Annotated in this window: 14 protein-coding genes; all 14 read left to right on the forward strand. The window is 45.8% G+C overall.

The annotated features are described in order from the left end of the window. Positions 1-53 precede the first annotated feature (53 nt). The 14 genes from GQF01_RS26210 to GQF01_RS26270 all read left to right on the forward strand — a co-directional run bounded on the left by GQF01_RS26210 (position 54) and on the right by GQF01_RS26270 (position 17,780). The gene (locus GQF01_RS26210) at positions 54-1,091 is read left to right on the forward strand and encodes an NADH:flavin oxidoreductase/NADH oxidase (protein ID WP_161409827.1); all 1,038 of its coding nucleotides are present in this window, start codon (positions 54-56) and stop codon (positions 1,089-1,091) included. Next, on the forward strand, positions 1,078-1,212 hold the full coding sequence (locus GQF01_RS36715) for a hypothetical protein (protein WP_268894381.1): 135 nt from the start codon (positions 1,078-1,080) through the stop codon (positions 1,210-1,212). Before GQF01_RS26210 ends, GQF01_RS36715 begins: the two co-directional genes overlap by 14 nt. A 69-nt stretch (positions 1,213-1,281) precedes the next feature. Continuing rightward, positions 1,282-2,718, forward strand: a complete 1,437-nt coding sequence (locus GQF01_RS26215) for a PTS mannitol transporter subunit IICB (RefSeq protein ID WP_161409828.1) — start codon at positions 1,282-1,284, stop codon at positions 2,716-2,718. A gap of 65 nt (positions 2,719-2,783) precedes the next feature. Beyond that, positions 2,784-4,823: a BglG family transcription antiterminator gene (locus GQF01_RS26220; RefSeq protein ID WP_161409829.1), complete on the forward strand. Its 2,040-nt coding sequence runs from the start codon at positions 2,784-2,786 to the stop codon at positions 4,821-4,823. A gap of 24 nt (positions 4,824-4,847) precedes the next feature. Further along, positions 4,848-5,285, forward strand: a complete 438-nt coding sequence (locus GQF01_RS26225) for a PTS sugar transporter subunit IIA (RefSeq protein WP_161409830.1) — start codon at positions 4,848-4,850, stop codon at positions 5,283-5,285. Further along, positions 5,282-6,439, forward strand: coding sequence for a mannitol-1-phosphate 5-dehydrogenase (locus GQF01_RS26230; protein WP_161409831.1), 1,158 nt, complete (start codon positions 5,282-5,284; stop codon positions 6,437-6,439). The genes GQF01_RS26225 and GQF01_RS26230 overlap by 4 nt, the downstream gene beginning before the upstream one ends. A 30-nt stretch (positions 6,440-6,469) precedes the next feature. Continuing rightward, entirely contained in the window at positions 6,470-8,197 is a 1,728-nt protein-coding gene (gene ptsP, locus GQF01_RS26235) for a phosphoenolpyruvate--protein phosphotransferase (RefSeq protein WP_161409960.1), read from the forward strand. Continuing rightward, entirely contained in the window at positions 8,194-8,457 is a 264-nt protein-coding gene (locus tag GQF01_RS26240; protein ID WP_127449032.1) for an HPr family phosphocarrier protein, read from the forward strand. Before ptsP ends, GQF01_RS26240 begins: the two co-directional genes overlap by 4 nt. A 711-nt stretch (positions 8,458-9,168) precedes the next feature. Next, entirely contained in the window at positions 9,169-10,944 is a 1,776-nt protein-coding gene (locus tag GQF01_RS26245; protein ID WP_328803530.1) for a cache domain-containing sensor histidine kinase, read from the forward strand. Continuing rightward, the gene (locus GQF01_RS26250; protein ID WP_161409833.1) at positions 10,937-12,520 is read left to right on the forward strand and encodes a response regulator transcription factor; all 1,584 of its coding nucleotides are present in this window, start codon (positions 10,937-10,939) and stop codon (positions 12,518-12,520) included. Before GQF01_RS26245 ends, GQF01_RS26250 begins: the two co-directional genes overlap by 8 nt. Before the next feature lie 91 nt (positions 12,521-12,611). After that, positions 12,612-13,718 (forward strand): ABC transporter substrate-binding protein, encoded by a 1,107-nt coding sequence (locus tag GQF01_RS26255; protein ID WP_161409834.1) that lies wholly within the window; start codon positions 12,612-12,614, stop codon positions 13,716-13,718. A 1-nt stretch (position 13,719) separates the two neighbouring features. Next, a complete protein-coding gene (locus GQF01_RS26260; RefSeq protein WP_161409835.1) occupies positions 13,720-14,811 on the forward strand; it encodes an ABC transporter ATP-binding protein in 1,092 nt (363 codons plus the stop codon). Beyond that, positions 14,804-16,486: an ABC transporter permease gene (locus GQF01_RS26265; RefSeq protein WP_328803531.1), complete on the forward strand. Its 1,683-nt coding sequence runs from the start codon at positions 14,804-14,806 to the stop codon at positions 16,484-16,486. The genes GQF01_RS26260 and GQF01_RS26265 overlap by 8 nt, the downstream gene beginning before the upstream one ends. A 37-nt stretch (positions 16,487-16,523) precedes the next feature. After that, positions 16,524-17,780, forward strand: coding sequence for an extracellular solute-binding protein (locus tag GQF01_RS26270; RefSeq protein WP_161409836.1), 1,257 nt, complete (start codon positions 16,524-16,526; stop codon positions 17,778-17,780). Positions 17,781-17,797: the final 17 nt, after the last annotated feature.

Here is a 17,797-nt window from a genome sequence, read left to right on the forward strand (position 1 = left end):
ATATTGCCATGTCTGATGGTTATGCTAGTAGTAACGATGAGGAGGAATAACAAATGAATCATTTATTTACACCATATAAGATAAAAGGTCTGGAACTCAAAAATCGTGTCGTCATGCCACCGATGTGTCAATATGCTGTCAGGAATAATGACGGTATCGTAAACGATTGGCATTATAATCACTATCTTAGCCGCGCAATTGGCGGTGCAGGACTTATTATCATTGAGATGACAGATATTGAGCCGGACGGCCGGATTACCGATTTTGACCTTGGGTTATGGTCGGACGAGCAAATCGCTCCTTTGAAACGAATTGTGGATGCTGTCCACCAATATGGAGCAAAAATAGGCATTCAGATTGCTCATGCTGGACGTAAAGCGGAACACGCCGAGACTCCGGTAGCGCCATCCGCCATTCCTTTCGATGAGACAGAGACGTACAAAACCCCGCGCGCGCTGACAACAGACGAAATTAAGCAATTGGTAGAAAAGTATCGTTTGGCAGCGGAGCGTGCTATCAAGGCTGGCGTAGATACAATCGAAATACACGGAGCTCATGGCTACTTGATCCATCAGTTCCAGTCTGCGTATACGAACAAACGCACGGATGAATATGGCAAAGATTTGCCATTGTTCGGCCAGCAAGTTATTCGCGCCGTCAAAAGTGTGATGCCGGAAGACATGCCGCTTTTCATGCGTGTATCAGCCAGAGAATATGTGGATGGCGGTTATGGCCTTGAGGAAAGTATTGCCTTTTCCAAAGTATATAAGGAAGCGGGTGTAGACCTGTTTCATATCAGTTCCGGTGGAGAAGGACCTATTCTTGCTCATGGTAGACCCGGCACCCACGTTGCGTATCAGGTTCCAATGGCAAGAGAAATTAGGAATGCGCTCAACGTACCTGTTATAGCTGTAGGACGATTAGATGATCCAGCCTTAGCCAATGCCGTGATCGGTAACGAAGAAGCAGATCTCGTGGCTGTGGGCCGCGGGATGTTAAGAAATCCTTATTGGACACTCGAAGCAGCCAAGAAGCTTGGAAAAGAAATTGAATTTCCTGGCGTGTATGGCATGGGATTTGGACTTAAATAAATACATCAAATGGATGAGGCAGCTGGTGAATGAACCAGCTGTCTTTTGCACGCTAACGGAAGGTTCTATGGCGGCAGGTTTAAATCATGTCAACATCATTCATGACGAAAAGGGATTTTGATTTGATTGATCGTGAAAGCGTTTTTGCATTACGATAGGATCATGAAACAGACAAAGGGAGGTTATTCTAATGAGTGAGATTGCTGCACAAAAGCAAGCATCGTCCGGTGGATTCCGGGTGAAAGTGCAAAGTTTCGGTCGTTTCTTGAGCGGCATGGTGATGCCTAATATTGGGGCGTTTATCGCTTGGGGATTGATTACGGCTTTATTTATACCGACAGGCTGGATTCCAAATGAATATTTGGCTAAGCTTGTAGGTCCAATGATAACCTATCTACTTCCGCTCCTGATTGGGTATACGGGAGGTACGATGATTCATGGCACACGTGGTGGTGTCATCGGGGCAGTAACCACGATGGGGGTCGTCATTGGAACCGATATTCCGATGTTTATGGGGGCAATGATTGTAGGTCCCTTCGCCGCGTGGGTGCTTAAGCAGTTCGATAAAACGATTGAGGGTAAAATCAAATCCGGTTTCGAAATGCTGGTTAACAATTTCTCTTCCGGGATCATAGGAGCCATCTTGGCCGTTCTGGCTTACACAGTTGTCGGCCCTGCTGTTCAGGTCGTGAGCAAAGCGCTTGCTTCCGGAGTTCAAGCGCTAGTCAATGCAGGCTTGCTTCCACTGGCGAACGTTCTTATTGAACCAGGTAAGGTGTTGTTCTTGAACAACGCGATTAACCATGGTGTTCTGAGCCCAATCGCTCTTGATCAAGCATCCAAAACAGGAAAGTCCATCCTGTTCATGCTAGAGTCTAATCCTGGACCAGGACTTGGTATTCTGCTAGCCTATTGGCTCGTTGGACGCGGTGCCGCTAAGCTCTCCGCTCCAGGTTCAGCGATTATCCACTTTTTCGGCGGTATCCATGAAATTTATTTCCCATACATCCTGATGAATCCGCGCCTTATTCTAGCTGTGATCGCAGGTGGCGTGACGGGTACGTTCACGTTCTCCCTATTCAATGCAGGTCTGGTTGCACCTCCTTCACCGGGAAGCATTTTTGCTTACATCGCCATGGCTCCAAAAGGCGGGATGCTGCCGATTTTCAGCGGCGTCATCACCTCGGCAATCGTCTCTTTCGGGGTAGGTGCTCTGTTGTTGAAAACAACGAAGCAAACGGAAAGTGAAGATTTGGAACAGGCTACAGCAAGAATGAAAGAAATGAAGCAAGCCCCTGCAGCAGCAGCGGCAGCGGCAGAACGTTTGGATGTTCCTGTCACGAAGGCTGTAAACCATGTACAGAAAATCGTTTTCTCCTGCGATGCAGGCATGGGATCAAGCGCAATGGGAGCTTCTATTTTAAGAAAAAAAATGAAAGAAGCTGCCATTAACATTACCGTGGTCAATACCGCAATTAATGATATCCCAGTCGATGCTGATATCGTGATTACGCATAAATCCTTAACAGATCGCGCACGCAACAAAGCACCGCAGGCTGAACATATTTCCATTGAGAATTTCATGAAAAGCCCGGAATATGATGAGCTTGTGAAACGACTGGGTTAAATATAGGCATCTAACGCTGGCATCTTGCCGGCGTTATCTCCATTTTGTTCGTGAGGAGAATAATCATGAGCCTCTCAAACAGGCATCGGCAAATCCTTGAGCTGTTAATGAATCAAAGGGATGACATTACGGCGGGAGAGATTGCTGCTGAAATTAACGTAAGCACTCGAACTGTTCATAGAGAATTGTCTGAGTTAGAGACGATTATGGAAACTTACGGCATAAGGCTTCGCAAGAAATCGGGTAAAGGCATTCAACTACTAGCAGAACCCGATCATCTAGAGATTTTGAGGAACCTGTTAGATGGCGGGGTGGATGTGGAGTATTCAGCGGAGGAACGCAGGATGCTGCTCCTATGCTTGCTGCTTCAGGAGGAGGAACCCGTTAAGCTTTTCACGTTGTCGCATGATTTAGCTGTCACGATTCCTACCATCACGAATGACCTGGATGAATTAGATCCCTGGGTCAGAAGGTCTAATCTCACCCTCGTTCGCAAAAGAGGTTATGGGGTTGAACTGAGCGGGACAGAATCTAACAAGCGTAGGATGATCTTGCGACTTGCGAAGAACGGGCTTGATGAGTCTGATCTCTTTGGAAAAAGTGAGAACCAGCAGGCGCCATTGGCACAAAAGCTGTTGAAGCTTATTGGAAAAGAGAATTTCACTAAGGTGGAAGAAGCGCTTTGGCTGGCTGAAGATGAAGGCTTAAGCGAAATATCGGAGGAGGCGTATACCAATTTACTCATCTCCCTCTCCATCACGATTGCCAGAATTGAGTTGGGCCGACAGATCGAAGTGAATAGTGATCATCACTCGACACTTCCTAGCAAACTGCTTACTCATACAATTGATCACCTGTCCAAAGTGATTCCAATCCAGTTAGCAGCAGCCGAAATATCGTATATTGCTGAACTGCTGGAGCCAACTGTTGCACCACATTCCAACTTGCTGCTTCCAATCGATGAGCTGAGCTACATGGAAATGGTGTGGAAGCTAGTCCGCAGGATGGAAAGAAGTCTAGGAGTCCCGTTCAGCGACGATCGCTCCTTGAAAGAAGGACTGCTGAGTCATCTGGAGTCCGCCATTAAGCGGCTATTGGCAGGGGCCACGATTCGCAATCCGCTTTTGACACAAATTAAGAAAGATTATGAGGTTCTGTTCGAAGCCATTCGGGAAGCCGTCGATATGACCATCAGTGAAATTGCTATACCAGACGAAGAAATCGGGTTCCTGGTCATGCATTTCGGTGCTTCCATCGAACGGCAGAAACAGTTTAAGCGAAATGTGAGGGCAATTCTGGTCTGCACAAGCGGGATAGGCACTTCCAAAATGCTGGCTGTACGCCTAACAAAGGAGCTGCCGCAAATCCATATTGTTGGCAATGCTTCCTGGTTTGAAGCCGCGCGTATTCCTGAGAAGGACTACGATTTGATTATATCGACAGTCGATCTTCCACTTCCTTCAGACCAGTACATGAAGCTCAGTCCGCTATTGACGAAAGATGAGGCAGAGCGGTTAAGGCTTTTTATTCAAAATGTGACATTGCAAAAAGAGTCTGCTGAACCAATCCAAAAGCAGCCTGAGGCAGGCACCAGAGATCGATTGCATCGTATCCAGTACTATATTAATGAAATTGTTAGCATTATTGATCAATTTAATGTTTATCACATCGAGCAAAGCTATGAAGACTTGGAAGACGCCTTGCATGATATATGCAGCTATGTAAGTAGATCCGGTGTCATGGATGATGTGAAACCGATCGTTGACCTCCTGCTTGCGAGGGAAAAGTTAAGCAGTCAGGTGATTCCTGACACGGGTCTTGCGCTTTTTCATATTCGAAGTGAGCTGGTTAGAAAGCCTTCCTTCACCTTGTTTCGATTAACGAATGATCTGCCGTTAGATGACGAGAAAAATTCGGGTGTTAGACAAATGCTGCTCATGCTCGGTCCGCAGGAGCTTTCGAAGGAGAGTTTGGAAGTGCTAAGTGAAATTAGCTCTTTCCTGCTCATCCCAGAAATGATTGAATTGTTGAAATTGGGCAGCCAGTCAGCGATTAAACAGTTTTTATCCCAAGAGCTAGCAGCTTTCCTAGAGACTAAAAAATAAATCGGATATGGGGAGAGATCTACGATGAGTATTTTATCAACCAATAAAGTAAAGCTGAATGCTAAACCCAAAGATAAATTCGAGGCCATTCGAATGGCAGGCCAATTGCTAGTAGATGCAGGTCATGCTTCTGCAGGTTATATCGATAAGATGATCGAGAGAGAGCAAACATTATCTACTTTCATGGGCAATGGGTTAGCCATTCCACATGGCACGCAGGACTCCAAATCATTGATACTTTCGACGGGGCTGTCCATTGTTCAAATTCCAGATGGTGTGGACTTCGGCGACGGAGAGACAGCTAACTTGGTCATTGGCATTGCGGCCGCGGGGAATGATCATCTGGACATTCTGACCAATGTAGCGATGATCTGCTCGGAAGATGAGAACATCGAGCTAATTATGCAAGCTTCTACACCTGAAGCGATGGTGAAGATTTTCGAAAGCGGGATGGAAGGATGAAGGCTTTACATTTTGGAGCTGGAAACATTGGAAGAGGCTTCATAGGTTTGCTTTTGTCACAAGCCGGTTATGAAGTTATCTTCTCAGATGTTAATGATGTCTTGGTGGAGCAACTGCAGGAAAGAAAATCGTACACGGTGCGATTGGCTAATGAAGCGCAAGAGACCTACACGGTTGCAGGTGTAACAGCTATTAACGGCAAGAATCTAGAAGCAGTGGCTGAAGCAGTGGCAGAGGCCGATCTGGTGACAACCGCGGTTGGGGTCAATATCCTGAAGCATATCGCGGGCGGCATTGCCAAAGGGATCGAGCTAAGGATCGCTAGGGGAGCGAAGCCGCTGCACATCATCGCGTGTGAGAATGCGATTGGCGGAAGCACGCAGCTCAAAGAGCACGTTTATGCTTTGTTAAGTGAAGAGCTTCGCACGAAAGCGGATGCTGCCGTTGCCTTCCCCGATGCTGCTGTGGATCGAATCGTGCCTATTCAGCATAATGAGGACCCGCTTGAAGTTACAGTGGAGCCATTCTATGAATGGGTTGTTGATGAGTCGCAAATGCTGGAAGGCTTCACACGCATAGCTGGCGTTCATTATGTCAAGACGTTAGAGCCTTACATTGAACGTAAACTGTTCACCGTAAATACGGGACATTGCAGCGCTGCTTATTTAGGATACCTGCAAGGCTACGCGACGATTCAAGAGGCGATGGCTCTTCCGCAAATTGCTTCATTAGTCAAGCATGTTATGCATGAGACGGGTTCTATACTGATTAAGAAGCATGACTTCGAGCTTGCCCAGCATGAGATCTATATAGATAAAATATTGCAAAGATTTACGAACCCTTACTTGATTGATGATGTAGCCCGTGTAGGAAGATCGCCGATTCGTAAGTTATCTGTTAATGACAGGCTGGTCAGACCCGCTTTACAAGGGTATGATCTAGGGATGACCCCAACATATCTCGCGATGGTCATGGCTGCTGCCTTCTTATTTCAAGACGCTGCAGATCCTGAGGCTGTCCAAATTCAAGCGGATTTGCAGGAGCTTGGGCTTGCCCAAACGATTACCAAGTATACGACTATCGGTGAAGAGCATCCCATTCATCAGCTGATTCTAACGCATTACGAACAATTCAAACAAACGGTTAGTTCTTAAAGAAAGGGGAGTTTTCTCATGGCGAATAGGATAACTGGACGTCTAACCGGCATAGCTGCTTCCCCGGGCATTGCGCTGGCCAAAGCTTTTCGATTGAATAAGGAGCATTACGAGCCCGTGGCTGAGGAAGTGGCCGACAAGGATCAGGAGATCCTTCGTTTTAGCAAAGCTGTGGAAGACACCAAACTAGAATTAGAAGAGATTAAAGCGTTGACGGAACAACGAATGGGCGCGGCAAAAGCGGAAATCTTCGAAGCGCATTTGATGCTGCTTGAAGATCCTGATTATATAGATGCCATCATAGAAAGCATACAAGATGAAAGCATGAATGCTGAATATAAATTGCATGAAGTTGCAAGCAGTTTTATTGAAGTGCTCAGTGCCATGGATAATGAGCTGCTTCGGGAGCGCGCGGCAGATGTTCGTGACGTCACAGGACGTATTATGAGTAAGCTTCGCGGTATATCCTATGCAGCGATATCGGCTATTAATGAGCCCTGCATTCTGATCGCAGATGATTTGACGCCTTCGGATACAGCGCAATTAAATCTTGATTATGTGCTTGGCTTTGTTACCGAGGTGGGCAGTCGTACTTCTCATTCTGCAATCATGGCTCGTTCCCTGGAGGTGCCGGCGGTTGTTGGTGCTGGTGAAGGAGCTCAAGACATCGTAACAGGTACGATGCTTATCCTGGATGCGGTTGAGGGTGTTGTACTGGTCGCGCCAAGTGAGCAGGAAGTTGAGACGTATCAGAAGAGTAAAGCATCGTATGACGAGAGAAGAGCCCAGCTGCGCAAGCTCATCCATGAGCCGACAATTTCTTCGGATGGCCATCGTGTAGAGCTGGCTGCCAACATTGGCAGTGTGGAAGATTTGCAAAAAGTTCTTGCCAATGGAGCGGAAGGGATCGGATTATTCCGAACCGAATTCCTCTATATGGGGCGCAGCGCGCTGCCTAGTGAGGAAGAGCAGTTCCAGATTTATAAACATGTGTTGGAGCGAATGAACAACAAGCCTGTCGTCATACGCACCCTTGATATTGGCGGAGACAAAGAACTGCCTTATATGAAGCTTCCAATAGAAAGCAATCCATTTCTAGGTTTACGTGCGGTGCGTTTATGCTTGAGCCAAGAGGACCTGTTCCGTACGCAGCTAAGAGCTCTTCTGAGAGCAAGCAGCTATGGGCAGTTGAAAATCATGTTCCCTATGATTGCTGTCATGGATGAACTGCTGGCTGCCAAACAATTGCTGCAAGAAGAGAAAGAGAAGCTTATGCAAGAGGGAATTCCCGTGTCAGCGGACATTGAAGTTGGGATTATGATTGAGGTGCCTGCAGCAGCCATAGCAGCTGATTATTTGGCGAAAGAGGCAGATTTCTTCAGCATCGGAACCAATGACCTGATTCAATATACAATGGCTGCGGACCGGATGAATGAAAATGTGTCTTACCTCTATCAACCTTGTCATCCCTCCATTCTTCGCTTAATCCAGATGGTTATCCAAGCTGCGAGCAAGGAAGGCAAATGGGTGGGGATGTGTGGAGAAATGGCTGGAGATGAGCATGCGATTCCGATTCTACTCGGGATGGGACTTCATGAATTCAGCATGAGTGCCAGCTCGATTCTGCCTGCCAGAGCTTTAATTAAAAAGACCTCTCAAAACGAATGGGCCGGCTATACCCAGCAGATTCTGGCGATGGGCAGCCAAACTCAAATCAAACAGTTTGTAGAACAGAAGACAAGGAGTGATTTAGCATGATATCCCAAACGTTTACGGTCTTGAATCCATCCGGCTTTCATGCCCGCCCGACCAAAGTATTCGTTCAAAAGGTAGGTACGTTTCCCTGCAAAGTAAGTGTCATCAAAGGGGAGAAGAAAGTTAACGGCAAAAGCTCGCTTAGCATGCTGACGCTAGGCATTCAGCAGAATGACGAAGTGACATTGGAAGTGGATGGCGAGCAAGAGGAGCAAGCGATGCAAGAGCTTGGCGCCTTGCTGACGCGTATATTTGAGGAATAGGTAGAACGCGTCTGGGCCGAAACCTCCGTTGGTTTAAAATAGAGGAACCTGAGGGCGCTATTTGTGCCCTCAGGTTCCTTTTCTAATTCTCCCTCCGAGTTACGAACTCGGATTCTTCTCTCAGCCGGAACCCCAGCTATTAGGAGCATTAGCTGCCTACTCGTCGCAGGCTAACGGACTCAGATAACTCTATTTGCTGTTTTTAGGCTGGTTTTAGTATCTAACGGACTCATGAGCCGCTATCGGCCATGAAGTTAGCTAGAACAGCGGTAAAATCCATAAATAGCGCCTCCTCAGTCCGATAGCCCCTCCAATTCAGCCGAATTTAGCGGAATAATGTCCGCAGAGTCCGTAAGAAAAAGTAGCTACTTGGAAGGGCTTGTTGGGTGAGCGGCTATTGGTGGGATTCGAGGTACTTTAACTAGTTAGCGACTAGTGGCGGTGTTCTTACACTGGCTGCCAGCTTCGTTGTTGTGACTTGGAGCACGTGGCTTCAATAGAATCGATAAAGACCGTCAGGAGTAAGTATATCCTGACGGTTTTTCCTGTTCCATGAAAGCTTAGGCGGTGATCTACGCATGCTTCAGCAGTAATATAAATTGAATGTAAATTCAACTTTTCGAATATCATCTTATGCTAAAATGGGGTCTCAATGGGAAGATATTGGGTCATAAAGGAAGCAGGAATGGAAGAGTGCTAAATAAATTTATCGTGAGCATTGCTGGTATGGATCTCAAAAGAAAGCTGATTATTCTGTTCATGATCATCTCCGTAATCCCTCTTACTGCGCTTGGATTACTGTCCTACAACCACGCATCCCATACCGTACAGCAGAAGGTCTATCAGACAATCCTCGAAAGTCTTTCGCAAATCACATTCAGCATTAATTATGTGATCAGCGATGTGGAGCAGCTATCCATGTATATATACAGCAATAGCGATGTTCAGCAAGTACTATCCGTTAACGGGGAAGAGCGGAGTGTAGCCGATAAGTACAGGGACGAGCAGCGGATCAAAACGATATTGGAATCCTTAATTGGTTTCAAGAATTGGGATATCGAGATTTATATCCTAGGGGCGAACGGTGAGCGCTTCTTTACAGGCGATGTGCTGCCTAAACAATATGGGCAGTATGACCCGGACTGGGGCTTGTTTCGCAAAGCACAGCTTGCAGGTGGGAATACCGTTTGGGATACCCATTACACGTTGAAAAAGCTATATGATTTCGGGACAGCGCTTAGCTCGGGACGTTTATTGAAAAATATAGAAACGAATGAAACCTTAGGTTATTTGGTCATTGATATTATGGAATCTGCTTTCGTAGATAAGTATGCCAAAGCACATTTATTCCCAGGTGGAGAAATATTCATGCTGGACAAGTTCGGCAACGTGATCTCCAGCAGACCAAAGCACCAGATCGGGACGAAGCTGCAGGTTGATTATTTGCCACAGGTGCTGGAAGGGACCAAAGGTTATTTTCAATCAACAGATACGAATGGTGCGCGTAAAATAATCATTTATGACACTTCTGAAGTAACTGGCTTCAAGTTGGTGAGTGTGATACCGGTTAAAGAAGTTATTAAAGAGAGTGAGAGTATACGAATATTGACCTTCGGTGTTCTGTTAATCGGCATCCTTGCTGCTTATTGGTTTGCTAATGTAGTTTCCAATCAAATTACGGATCCTTTGCGCAAATTGCGGCTGCTGATGAGGAAAGTTGAAAAAGGGGATATGAATGTCTCTTTTCCTTCTAAATATACAGATGAGGTAGGTCAATTGGGACAAAGCTTTAATCGGATGGTCGAAGAAATTAAATATTTAATCAAGGAAAACTATGAGAAGCAATTGCAGCTTCGTGAAGCAGAATTAAAAGCCATTCAGGCGCAAATAAACCCCCATTTCCTATATAACACGCTTGATTCCATCAACTGGATGGCGAGGATTCACCAAATTGATGAGATCAGCGAAACGGTCATCTCCCTCGGTGAGCTATTTCGCTACAGTATTCGCAAGGGGAATCAGGTGATTACCATCCAGGAAGATATCAAACAAATTCAACATTATTTATCGATTCAAAAACTGAGGTTTAGGGATAAGCTGCATATTATCATGGAGATCGATGAGGCTATTTTACCGTTGTATACCCTTAAGTTGTTGATTCAGCCAATCGTGGAAAATGCCATTATTCATGGTCTGGAAAATAAAAAGGGACCAGGTACGCTGCGCATCTTAGGCAGCTTAATGGATAAACAGGTTCAATTTCTCATCGAGGATGATGGAATTGGATTTTTGCTGCATCCCCTTTTACAGGCAAATCGGACAAAGAACAATGATAACACAGGAATTGGGCTGGAAAATATCCATAAGCGATTAAGTCTCCAATTTGGCGAAGAGGCTTCGTTAACGATAACAAGTGAGCAGGGGCAAGGGACGACGGTTATCATTAGAATACCTCAAATCCTACACGAAGGTGATGTAAATGTATAAAGTGATGATCATTGATGACGAGTGGATTGTGCGCGAAGGTTTAAAGAGGACAATACCGTGGCAAGAGATGGGATGTGTGATTGTAGCTGATGCAGCTGACAGTGAAGAAGCGCTTAAGCGAATTGAAGAGCTTCGGCCTGATATTGTACTGTCGGATATTCGGATGCCAGGTATGGATGGGCTTGAGCTTGTAGGCATCATTAATAGCAAATATCCGGATATTCAGGCGATTTTTCTAACAGGCTTTGACGACTTTACCTTCGCCCAGCAGGCTCTTAAGCTTGGAGCAAGTGACATTCTTTTAAAGCCATCCAATCCAGTGGAAATCCGCAGAGCCTTTAGTGAAACCACCAGTAAACTTGCAGCCAAAAGGCAACAAGCAGCTTATCTCCAGAATCTGGAGAGCATGAAAAGAACCAGCCAGCCTTTGATACTGGAAAAAGTGATCCATAATCTGTTTAACGATAAAGCTGGTACAGATGATTTGAACTTGCTATACGAGCATCTGCAAGGAAACTTGGAGTCCTTCCATGCCTTTCGAGTGGCGATCATCGATTATGGGCAGAGCCGTTCATCTGCTAGCCATGGTACGGGCAGTCTTCTTGAGCTATCCGCTATCGGTGCTGTTCTCACGGGTTATTCCTTCCTTATGCCTGTGCAGGTGGGAGCGGGCAGCTATGCGCTGCTGCTATTAGAATCTGCCGAAAAGCAATGGGAAACGGAGCTCCGGCAGGTGATTGAGTCTAAGCACGAACAGGATGTAACCGTGAGCGTAAGTCAAGTTCACCATGGTCTGCTCACCCTGGCACAGGCTTATGAGGAAGCTCGCTTGGCTCAGCTTTATCAGGCCCTGCATAGGCAATCCGTGCTCATTCACTATGCATCCATAGCAAGTGAAGCTCATTCTTTCGTGAGTTGGGATGAGGCTGAACTCGTAGAAGCCGTTAAATGGGGTTCTGCAGCGAACTTGAAGGAAAGACTGCAAGCTTTGTACAAGGTTTTGTTATGGCAATCTGAGTCCAAGCATCTTGGACAGCAGCAGATTGGCATTCAATTGGCGTTCGGGGTGTATAACTTGTTAACACGTTATTTCCCAAATACGACTGGATTGCCTGATATGAAGCAATTTCTTGAAAATATGAGTCAGAGGCCCTCGATGGAGCATCTGATGGATGGGTTGGAACAAATGGCTAGTGAGGTGCAGCGGAATTATATGGCCAGCAAACATCAGAATAAGAGTGAGCTTGATGAAATCCTGGACTATATTCACGAGCACTTTACAGAAGATCTTGTTATGTACGAATTTGCGCTTCAACTGCATATGAGTGAGAGCAAGTTTAGCAAGGTTTTTAAGAAAAAGGTTGGGAAAAGCTTCATGGATTATATCATTGAATTACGCATTAACAAGGCTAAGGAGCTGCTCATGGAACCCGAAGTGAGAATCGGTGAGATTGCGGCTATGATCGGTTATCAGGATTCACGTTATTTCAGCCAATTGTTCAAAAGAGCGACGGGAGAACCACAGAAAAGCTTTCGCGAGAAGTTACAAAAGCTTAATAATCCGACTGAAATTTAGCGTACAAATCAGAATCGTTACCACATTGTTACCCACCTCCAATCGCTTTATAGTTAGCATGTACCTACAACATACAGGAGGCAAGGCTAGGATGAGAAGTTTTAAAATAATGGGTGTGTCGATGGTAGTAACAATGAGTTTGATGGTGACAGCATGCGGAGCGGATACAAGTAAAAGCGGAACGCCAACGGATAATGCGAAGGCAGCAGCTAGTCCATCAGCTGAACCGAAAGCAGCAGGAGCAGCTTCCAGCGAGCCGGTCAAATTAAGCGGCAAAGTGGTGGTCTATTCACCAAACACAGCAGACATTAATAATCCGATTGTTAAAGAATTCCAGGATTTCACAGGTGTGCAGGTAGAGCTCATTTCCGGAGGCACAGGAGAGCTCTTGAAAAGAGTTGAAGCTGAGAAAGCGAATCCCTTAGGCGATGTATTTTTTGGAGGCGATACAGCATCGCTGAAATCTTATGCGGGTTACTTCCAAGCCTACGAAACCAAGGAAAAGTCGAACCTTTCATCGGCGTACCTGAGCGCGGATAATCTGTACACCCCGTTTACCGTACTTCCGATGGTCATCATGTATAACAAGGATCTTGTCACAGAAGCCGATAAGCCGAAGAGCTGGAATGATTTGCTGGATGCCAAATGGAAAGGCAAAATGGCCTTCGCAGATCCGGCGAAATCGAGTTCTTCCTTCACGCAGCTAGCCACAATGCTCACGGCTTTTGGCAAGGACAACAATCAGGGATGGGATTATGTTAAGAAATTCGTGAAGAATCTAGATGGGAAATTATTATCAAGTTCTGGACTTGTTTATAAAGGTGTAGGCGATAAAGAATTTGCTATCGGCGTTACGCTGGAAGAGGCAGCACTTCGTTATGTGGAAGGCGGGGCTCCTGTAGGCATTGTTTATCCATCCGAAGGTACGGTTGCTACACCTGACGGCATGGCGATTATAAAAGGAAGCAAAAACCAAGCAAATGCGCAAGCCTTTATCGATTTTGCGGCAGGCAAGAGTGTTCAAAACTTGTTGCAGAAAGAATTTTTACGCAGATCGGTAAGGAAAGATGCAAGCAACATTCAAGGGCTTCCTACGCTCGATGCTATTAAAAAAGTAGACTACGATTACGATTGGGTTTCACAAAATAAAAAAACGATCAGTGACCGGTTCATGAAGATTGTGACAGGTCAAGAGTAGAATGAACATCGGATTTGAGCAAGTGACTAAGCTTTTTGGCCATTCTGTCGCCGTGAATCAGATCAATTTTACGATTCAGGATGGAGAATTCTTTACCCTTCTTGGTCCAAGCGGGTGTGGTAAAACGACGCTGCTCCGCATCATTGCTGGCTTTTATCGTCAGGATCAAGGCAATTTGTATTTTGGCTCGCGGTTAATGAATGAGGTACCTACGCATCAACGCAATATCGGTATGGTATTTCAGAATTATGCGATTTTCCCGCATATGTCAGTCTTTGATAACGTGGCCTACGGTCTCAAAGCGCGTAAAGTAAGCAAGCCTTTGATCGAAAAAAAAGTTATGGAAGCTTTGGAAATGGTAGAACTCCAGCACTTGAGAGACCGTTCACCGTCAGAAATGAGCGGTGGCCAACAGCAGCGTATTGCGTTAGCGCGAGCGGTTGTCATCGAGCCGGGATTACTGCTGATGGATGAACCTCTCTCTAATTTAGATGCCAAACTAAGAATCAAGATGAGAGCGGATATCCGTGCTTTGCAAAAAAAACTGAAGATTACAACCATTTATGTAACACATGATCAAGAGGAAGCGTTAGCGGTTTCAGATCGAATAGCCGTTATGAGTGCGGGGACTGTGCAGCAAATCGGAAGTCCGCAAGATATATATTTATATCCGGAGAATCGAACGGTTGCCCATTTTATAGGTACTTCTAACTTCGTCGAAGCTGTCGTTAACAAATATGACGCCATGACAGGTTTAGCTACAATTCTACTTGGAACAATCACACTGAAGCTTAAACTGAAGCGTAATTACGTAGGTAAAATATGGTTCTCCATTCGACCTGAGAGATTAATGATTGTTAAAGAACGCCAGCATCCTCAGCAGTTACCTGGGGTGGTGGAGCAAGTCACATTCCTTGGTGGGAAAATCCAATATGGTATCCGCAGTGAAGGCAATCAGCTGTTTGAAGTGGATCATCAGCTTTCAGAAGCGGGAGATTTACTTGAGCAAGAGCAGCATGTGTATGTAGACCTCCAACTGGATCGGGCCATTGTTTTTGATGGTCTAGGACAGGAGGTTCTATATCGTGCCTGACCGACATAGGCAGCCGAATGTCTTCCAACGCTTGCTGTCGAAGAAGCTGGATGTATGGACAATTGTAACGATTGTTATGTTTTTGTTTCTACTCGGCTTCGTTGTGTACCCCTTGGCAACTCTGCTGATGAACAGCTTTTTTAATGAAGAGGGCCAGGTCACGCTGCACAATTATATGAACTTTATGAAGCTGAAATATTACTATATCGCTTTGTTCAACAGCTTCAAGGTATCCTTTTTTGCAACATTATTCGCTGTTCTAATCGGTGTGCCCTTAGCTTATCTGACGACGAGGTTCAACATTCGCTTCAAAGGAACTTTGAATATCTTGATTATCCTTTCGCTGATGTCGCCACCCTTCATTGGGGCGTATGCCTGGATCTTGCTGCTGGGGAACAATGGTTTCATTACAAGGTTTCTAAACATGATCGGAGTGCCGTTTGAATCCATTTATGGGTGGCAAGGAATCGTATTCGTCTTCACGATGCAGTTCTATCCGCATATTTATCTCTATGTTTCGGGCGCGCTCAAAACGATTGACTCGTCTTTGGAGGAGGCGGCGGAAAGCCTCGGCATGTCAGCCTGGCAACGCATCCTTACGGTAACCCTGCCGTTAGTGCTTCCATCGCTATCTGCGGGGACTCTGCTTGTGTTTATGGAATCTTTTGCCGATTTTGGTACACCTATGCTGTTGGGACAAGGGTTTAAGCTGATGCCAGTACTGGCATACGAGCAGTTCGTTAATGAAATGGGAGGCAACCTATCCATGGCTAGTACGGTTAGTGCGGTCATGTTGATATGTTCAACGCTGGTGCTGTTCATTCAGAGATTTATTTCTTCCCGTCATAATTACGCAACCTCGGGCATGCGGGTGGCCAAAGTTATGCAATTGCCGCTTTCCATGGGCTGGCTGCTGACAATCCTTGCTTTTATTCCCGTAAGCATATCGATTTTACCGCAATTGACCGTGATTATCTCCTCATTCTTGAAGAGGAAGGGCCCTGTGTTCCACAGTGGGTTCAGCTTCGATAGCTATGCGCAGATTGTCTACAAAGTACCGAAGGCAATTATGAATACCTTCAGTTTCTCGCTGGCTGCCATGGCGATTATGATCGTGATGGGGATCTTGGTCGCTTATGTTTTGGTACGTAGGCCATCGAAGGTTACGGGTTTGTTGGACTCAATCATCATGCTTCCTTATATTATTCCAGGCACGGTGCTTGGGATAAGTCTTATTATTGTATTCAACAAACCGCCAGTGCTGTTGACTGGGACCTGGATAATTCTAGTGATTGCCTACGTGGTTCGTAAGATTTCCTACACGATTCGTTCCAGCGTGGGCATTCTGCAGCAATTGGAGCGGAGTGTCGAGGAGGCATCCATCAGCCTGGGCGTTCCTCCTATGAAAACCTTTTTCAAAACGACAGCTAGAATGATGATTCCTGGCGTTATGTCAGGTGCAATTATTAGCTGGGTGGCTGTGATCAATGAGCTCAGTACGACCATAGTTCTGTACCATGGAGCGACTGCAACCATATCAATCAGCATTTATACGGAAGTATTCAGCTCTAATTACGGTGCGGGCGCTGCGCTTGCGACCCTTCTATCGGCATGTACGTTGCTATCGCTTATTGTTGCTAAACAGTTTTCTAAGGGCTCCAAATTTATTTCGTAAAACAGCTGCTCAGCAGCATGAAAGGACGGTGAAGACATTGAACATTCGGTGGCAGAAACATAAAAGGAAGCTTGGAGCCGCATTAACCCTATCGGTATGTCTGCTTATACTGCTATGGATCATGCGGCTGAATCAAAATCAGCCTCTCCAGTATGCTCTGCAAACGGATGTTTCTTTGACAGCATGGATTTATAGTAAACCAGTCAGTGAGCTGCTGACCGATTTTCAAAATGAGCATCCTGGTATTCATATCCAAATTCGTACATTCCGCTCGGAAGAGCAGCTTCATGAAGAGCTGATGGCAGCCATTTCTGCACACGCACCACCCCATTTTGCTGAAATTGGCAGTGCCTATGGGATTGCAGAGTTGGCGGATACGGGGGCCTTGCTTCCCATGGACGAACGCATGTTACAAGATATCGGGGAGTTGATCGACCCGAGATATGCAAGTGCTTTTCAGTACAATAACCAAATGTGGGCTATGCCCTATGGCACGGCTGTTCCCGTTATTTATTACAATGAAAATTTGCTTGGCTACTCAGGGCTTTCCTTCAACACCGAGGCTATATCTTGGGACCAGCTAGTGTCCATTGGCATGAAGTTGACGCAGGATCACGATGGCGATGAGAAGACGGATATTTGGGGGCTTGTCATGGACCCAGAAACACCTTGGTATTTGCGCAGCAGCATCTTTCTTCAAGATCCGGCATCCGAGACTAGGGTGGAACGAATTTTCAAATTATGGCACGAGATGATCTATCGCTATCAAATAACGCCTCCCCTTAAGCATCATTTGGCCGTGAGTGATTTCATTAACGGCAATGCTGGCTTACTTTTATCGTCATCGGAAAAGGAACTCATGCTAGAGCAATATATTGGAGGAACCTTTAAATTTGGTGTTTTGCCATTTCCAGCATTTAGCGAAGAGGAAGCATTGGAGGCACGGGTGAGCGGCTTTGTTATGTTGAAGTCAGATGCAGGGATGGAAAGCGCTGTACGACAGATTATGGCCTTCCTGCTTTCCCCAGCTATTCAACAGCGTTTATTGCCTGAAGCTTCTAAGCTCTCTATTTTAAAAGGCAGTGAACCTAATCACGATGAGAAGCCGTTCTTATCAGCACGAGAAAGCACGATACAGAGACTAGCTGCAAGAAAGCTGTATGTGCCCGCCACGGAGAAGAAGAGTAAGAAGCATTGGGATCAAATGCTTAAGACCCAAGAACAACTAGAAGCTTCGGAGAATGTTTGTATCTCATGCTTGAGTGAAGCTACCGTGAATACGAATAAACCTTGATGGATGAAACGACCTAG

Source organism: Paenibacillus silvestris (genome assembly GCF_009882985.1).
Lineage (GTDB): Bacteria > Bacillota > Bacilli > Paenibacillales > NBRC-103111 > Paenibacillus_E > Paenibacillus_E silvestris.

What these genes read in the sequence shown, in the direction of transcription:
- GQF01_RS26240 (WP_127449032.1), top strand. Translation starts at nt 8,194, where the DNA reads ATGATATCCCAAACGTTTACGGTCTTGAATCCATCCGGCTTTCATGCC.
- GQF01_RS26215 (WP_161409828.1), top strand. Translation starts at nt 1,282, where the DNA reads ATGAGTGAGATTGCTGCACAAAAGCAAGCATCGTCCGGTGGATTCCGG.
- GQF01_RS26230 (WP_161409831.1), top strand. Translation starts at nt 5,282, where the DNA reads ATGAAGGCTTTACATTTTGGAGCTGGAAACATTGGAAGAGGCTTCATA.
- GQF01_RS26210 (WP_161409827.1), top strand. Translation starts at nt 54, where the DNA reads ATGAATCATTTATTTACACCATATAAGATAAAAGGTCTGGAACTCAAA.
- GQF01_RS26225 (WP_161409830.1), top strand. Translation starts at nt 4,848, where the DNA reads ATGAGTATTTTATCAACCAATAAAGTAAAGCTGAATGCTAAACCCAAA.
- GQF01_RS26260 (WP_161409835.1), top strand. Translation starts at nt 13,720, where the DNA reads ATGAACATCGGATTTGAGCAAGTGACTAAGCTTTTTGGCCATTCTGTC.
- GQF01_RS26255 (WP_161409834.1), top strand. Translation starts at nt 12,612, where the DNA reads ATGAGAAGTTTTAAAATAATGGGTGTGTCGATGGTAGTAACAATGAGT.
- GQF01_RS26220 (WP_161409829.1), top strand. Translation starts at nt 2,784, where the DNA reads ATGAGCCTCTCAAACAGGCATCGGCAAATCCTTGAGCTGTTAATGAAT.
- GQF01_RS26250 (WP_161409833.1), top strand. Translation starts at nt 10,937, where the DNA reads ATGTATAAAGTGATGATCATTGATGACGAGTGGATTGTGCGCGAAGGT.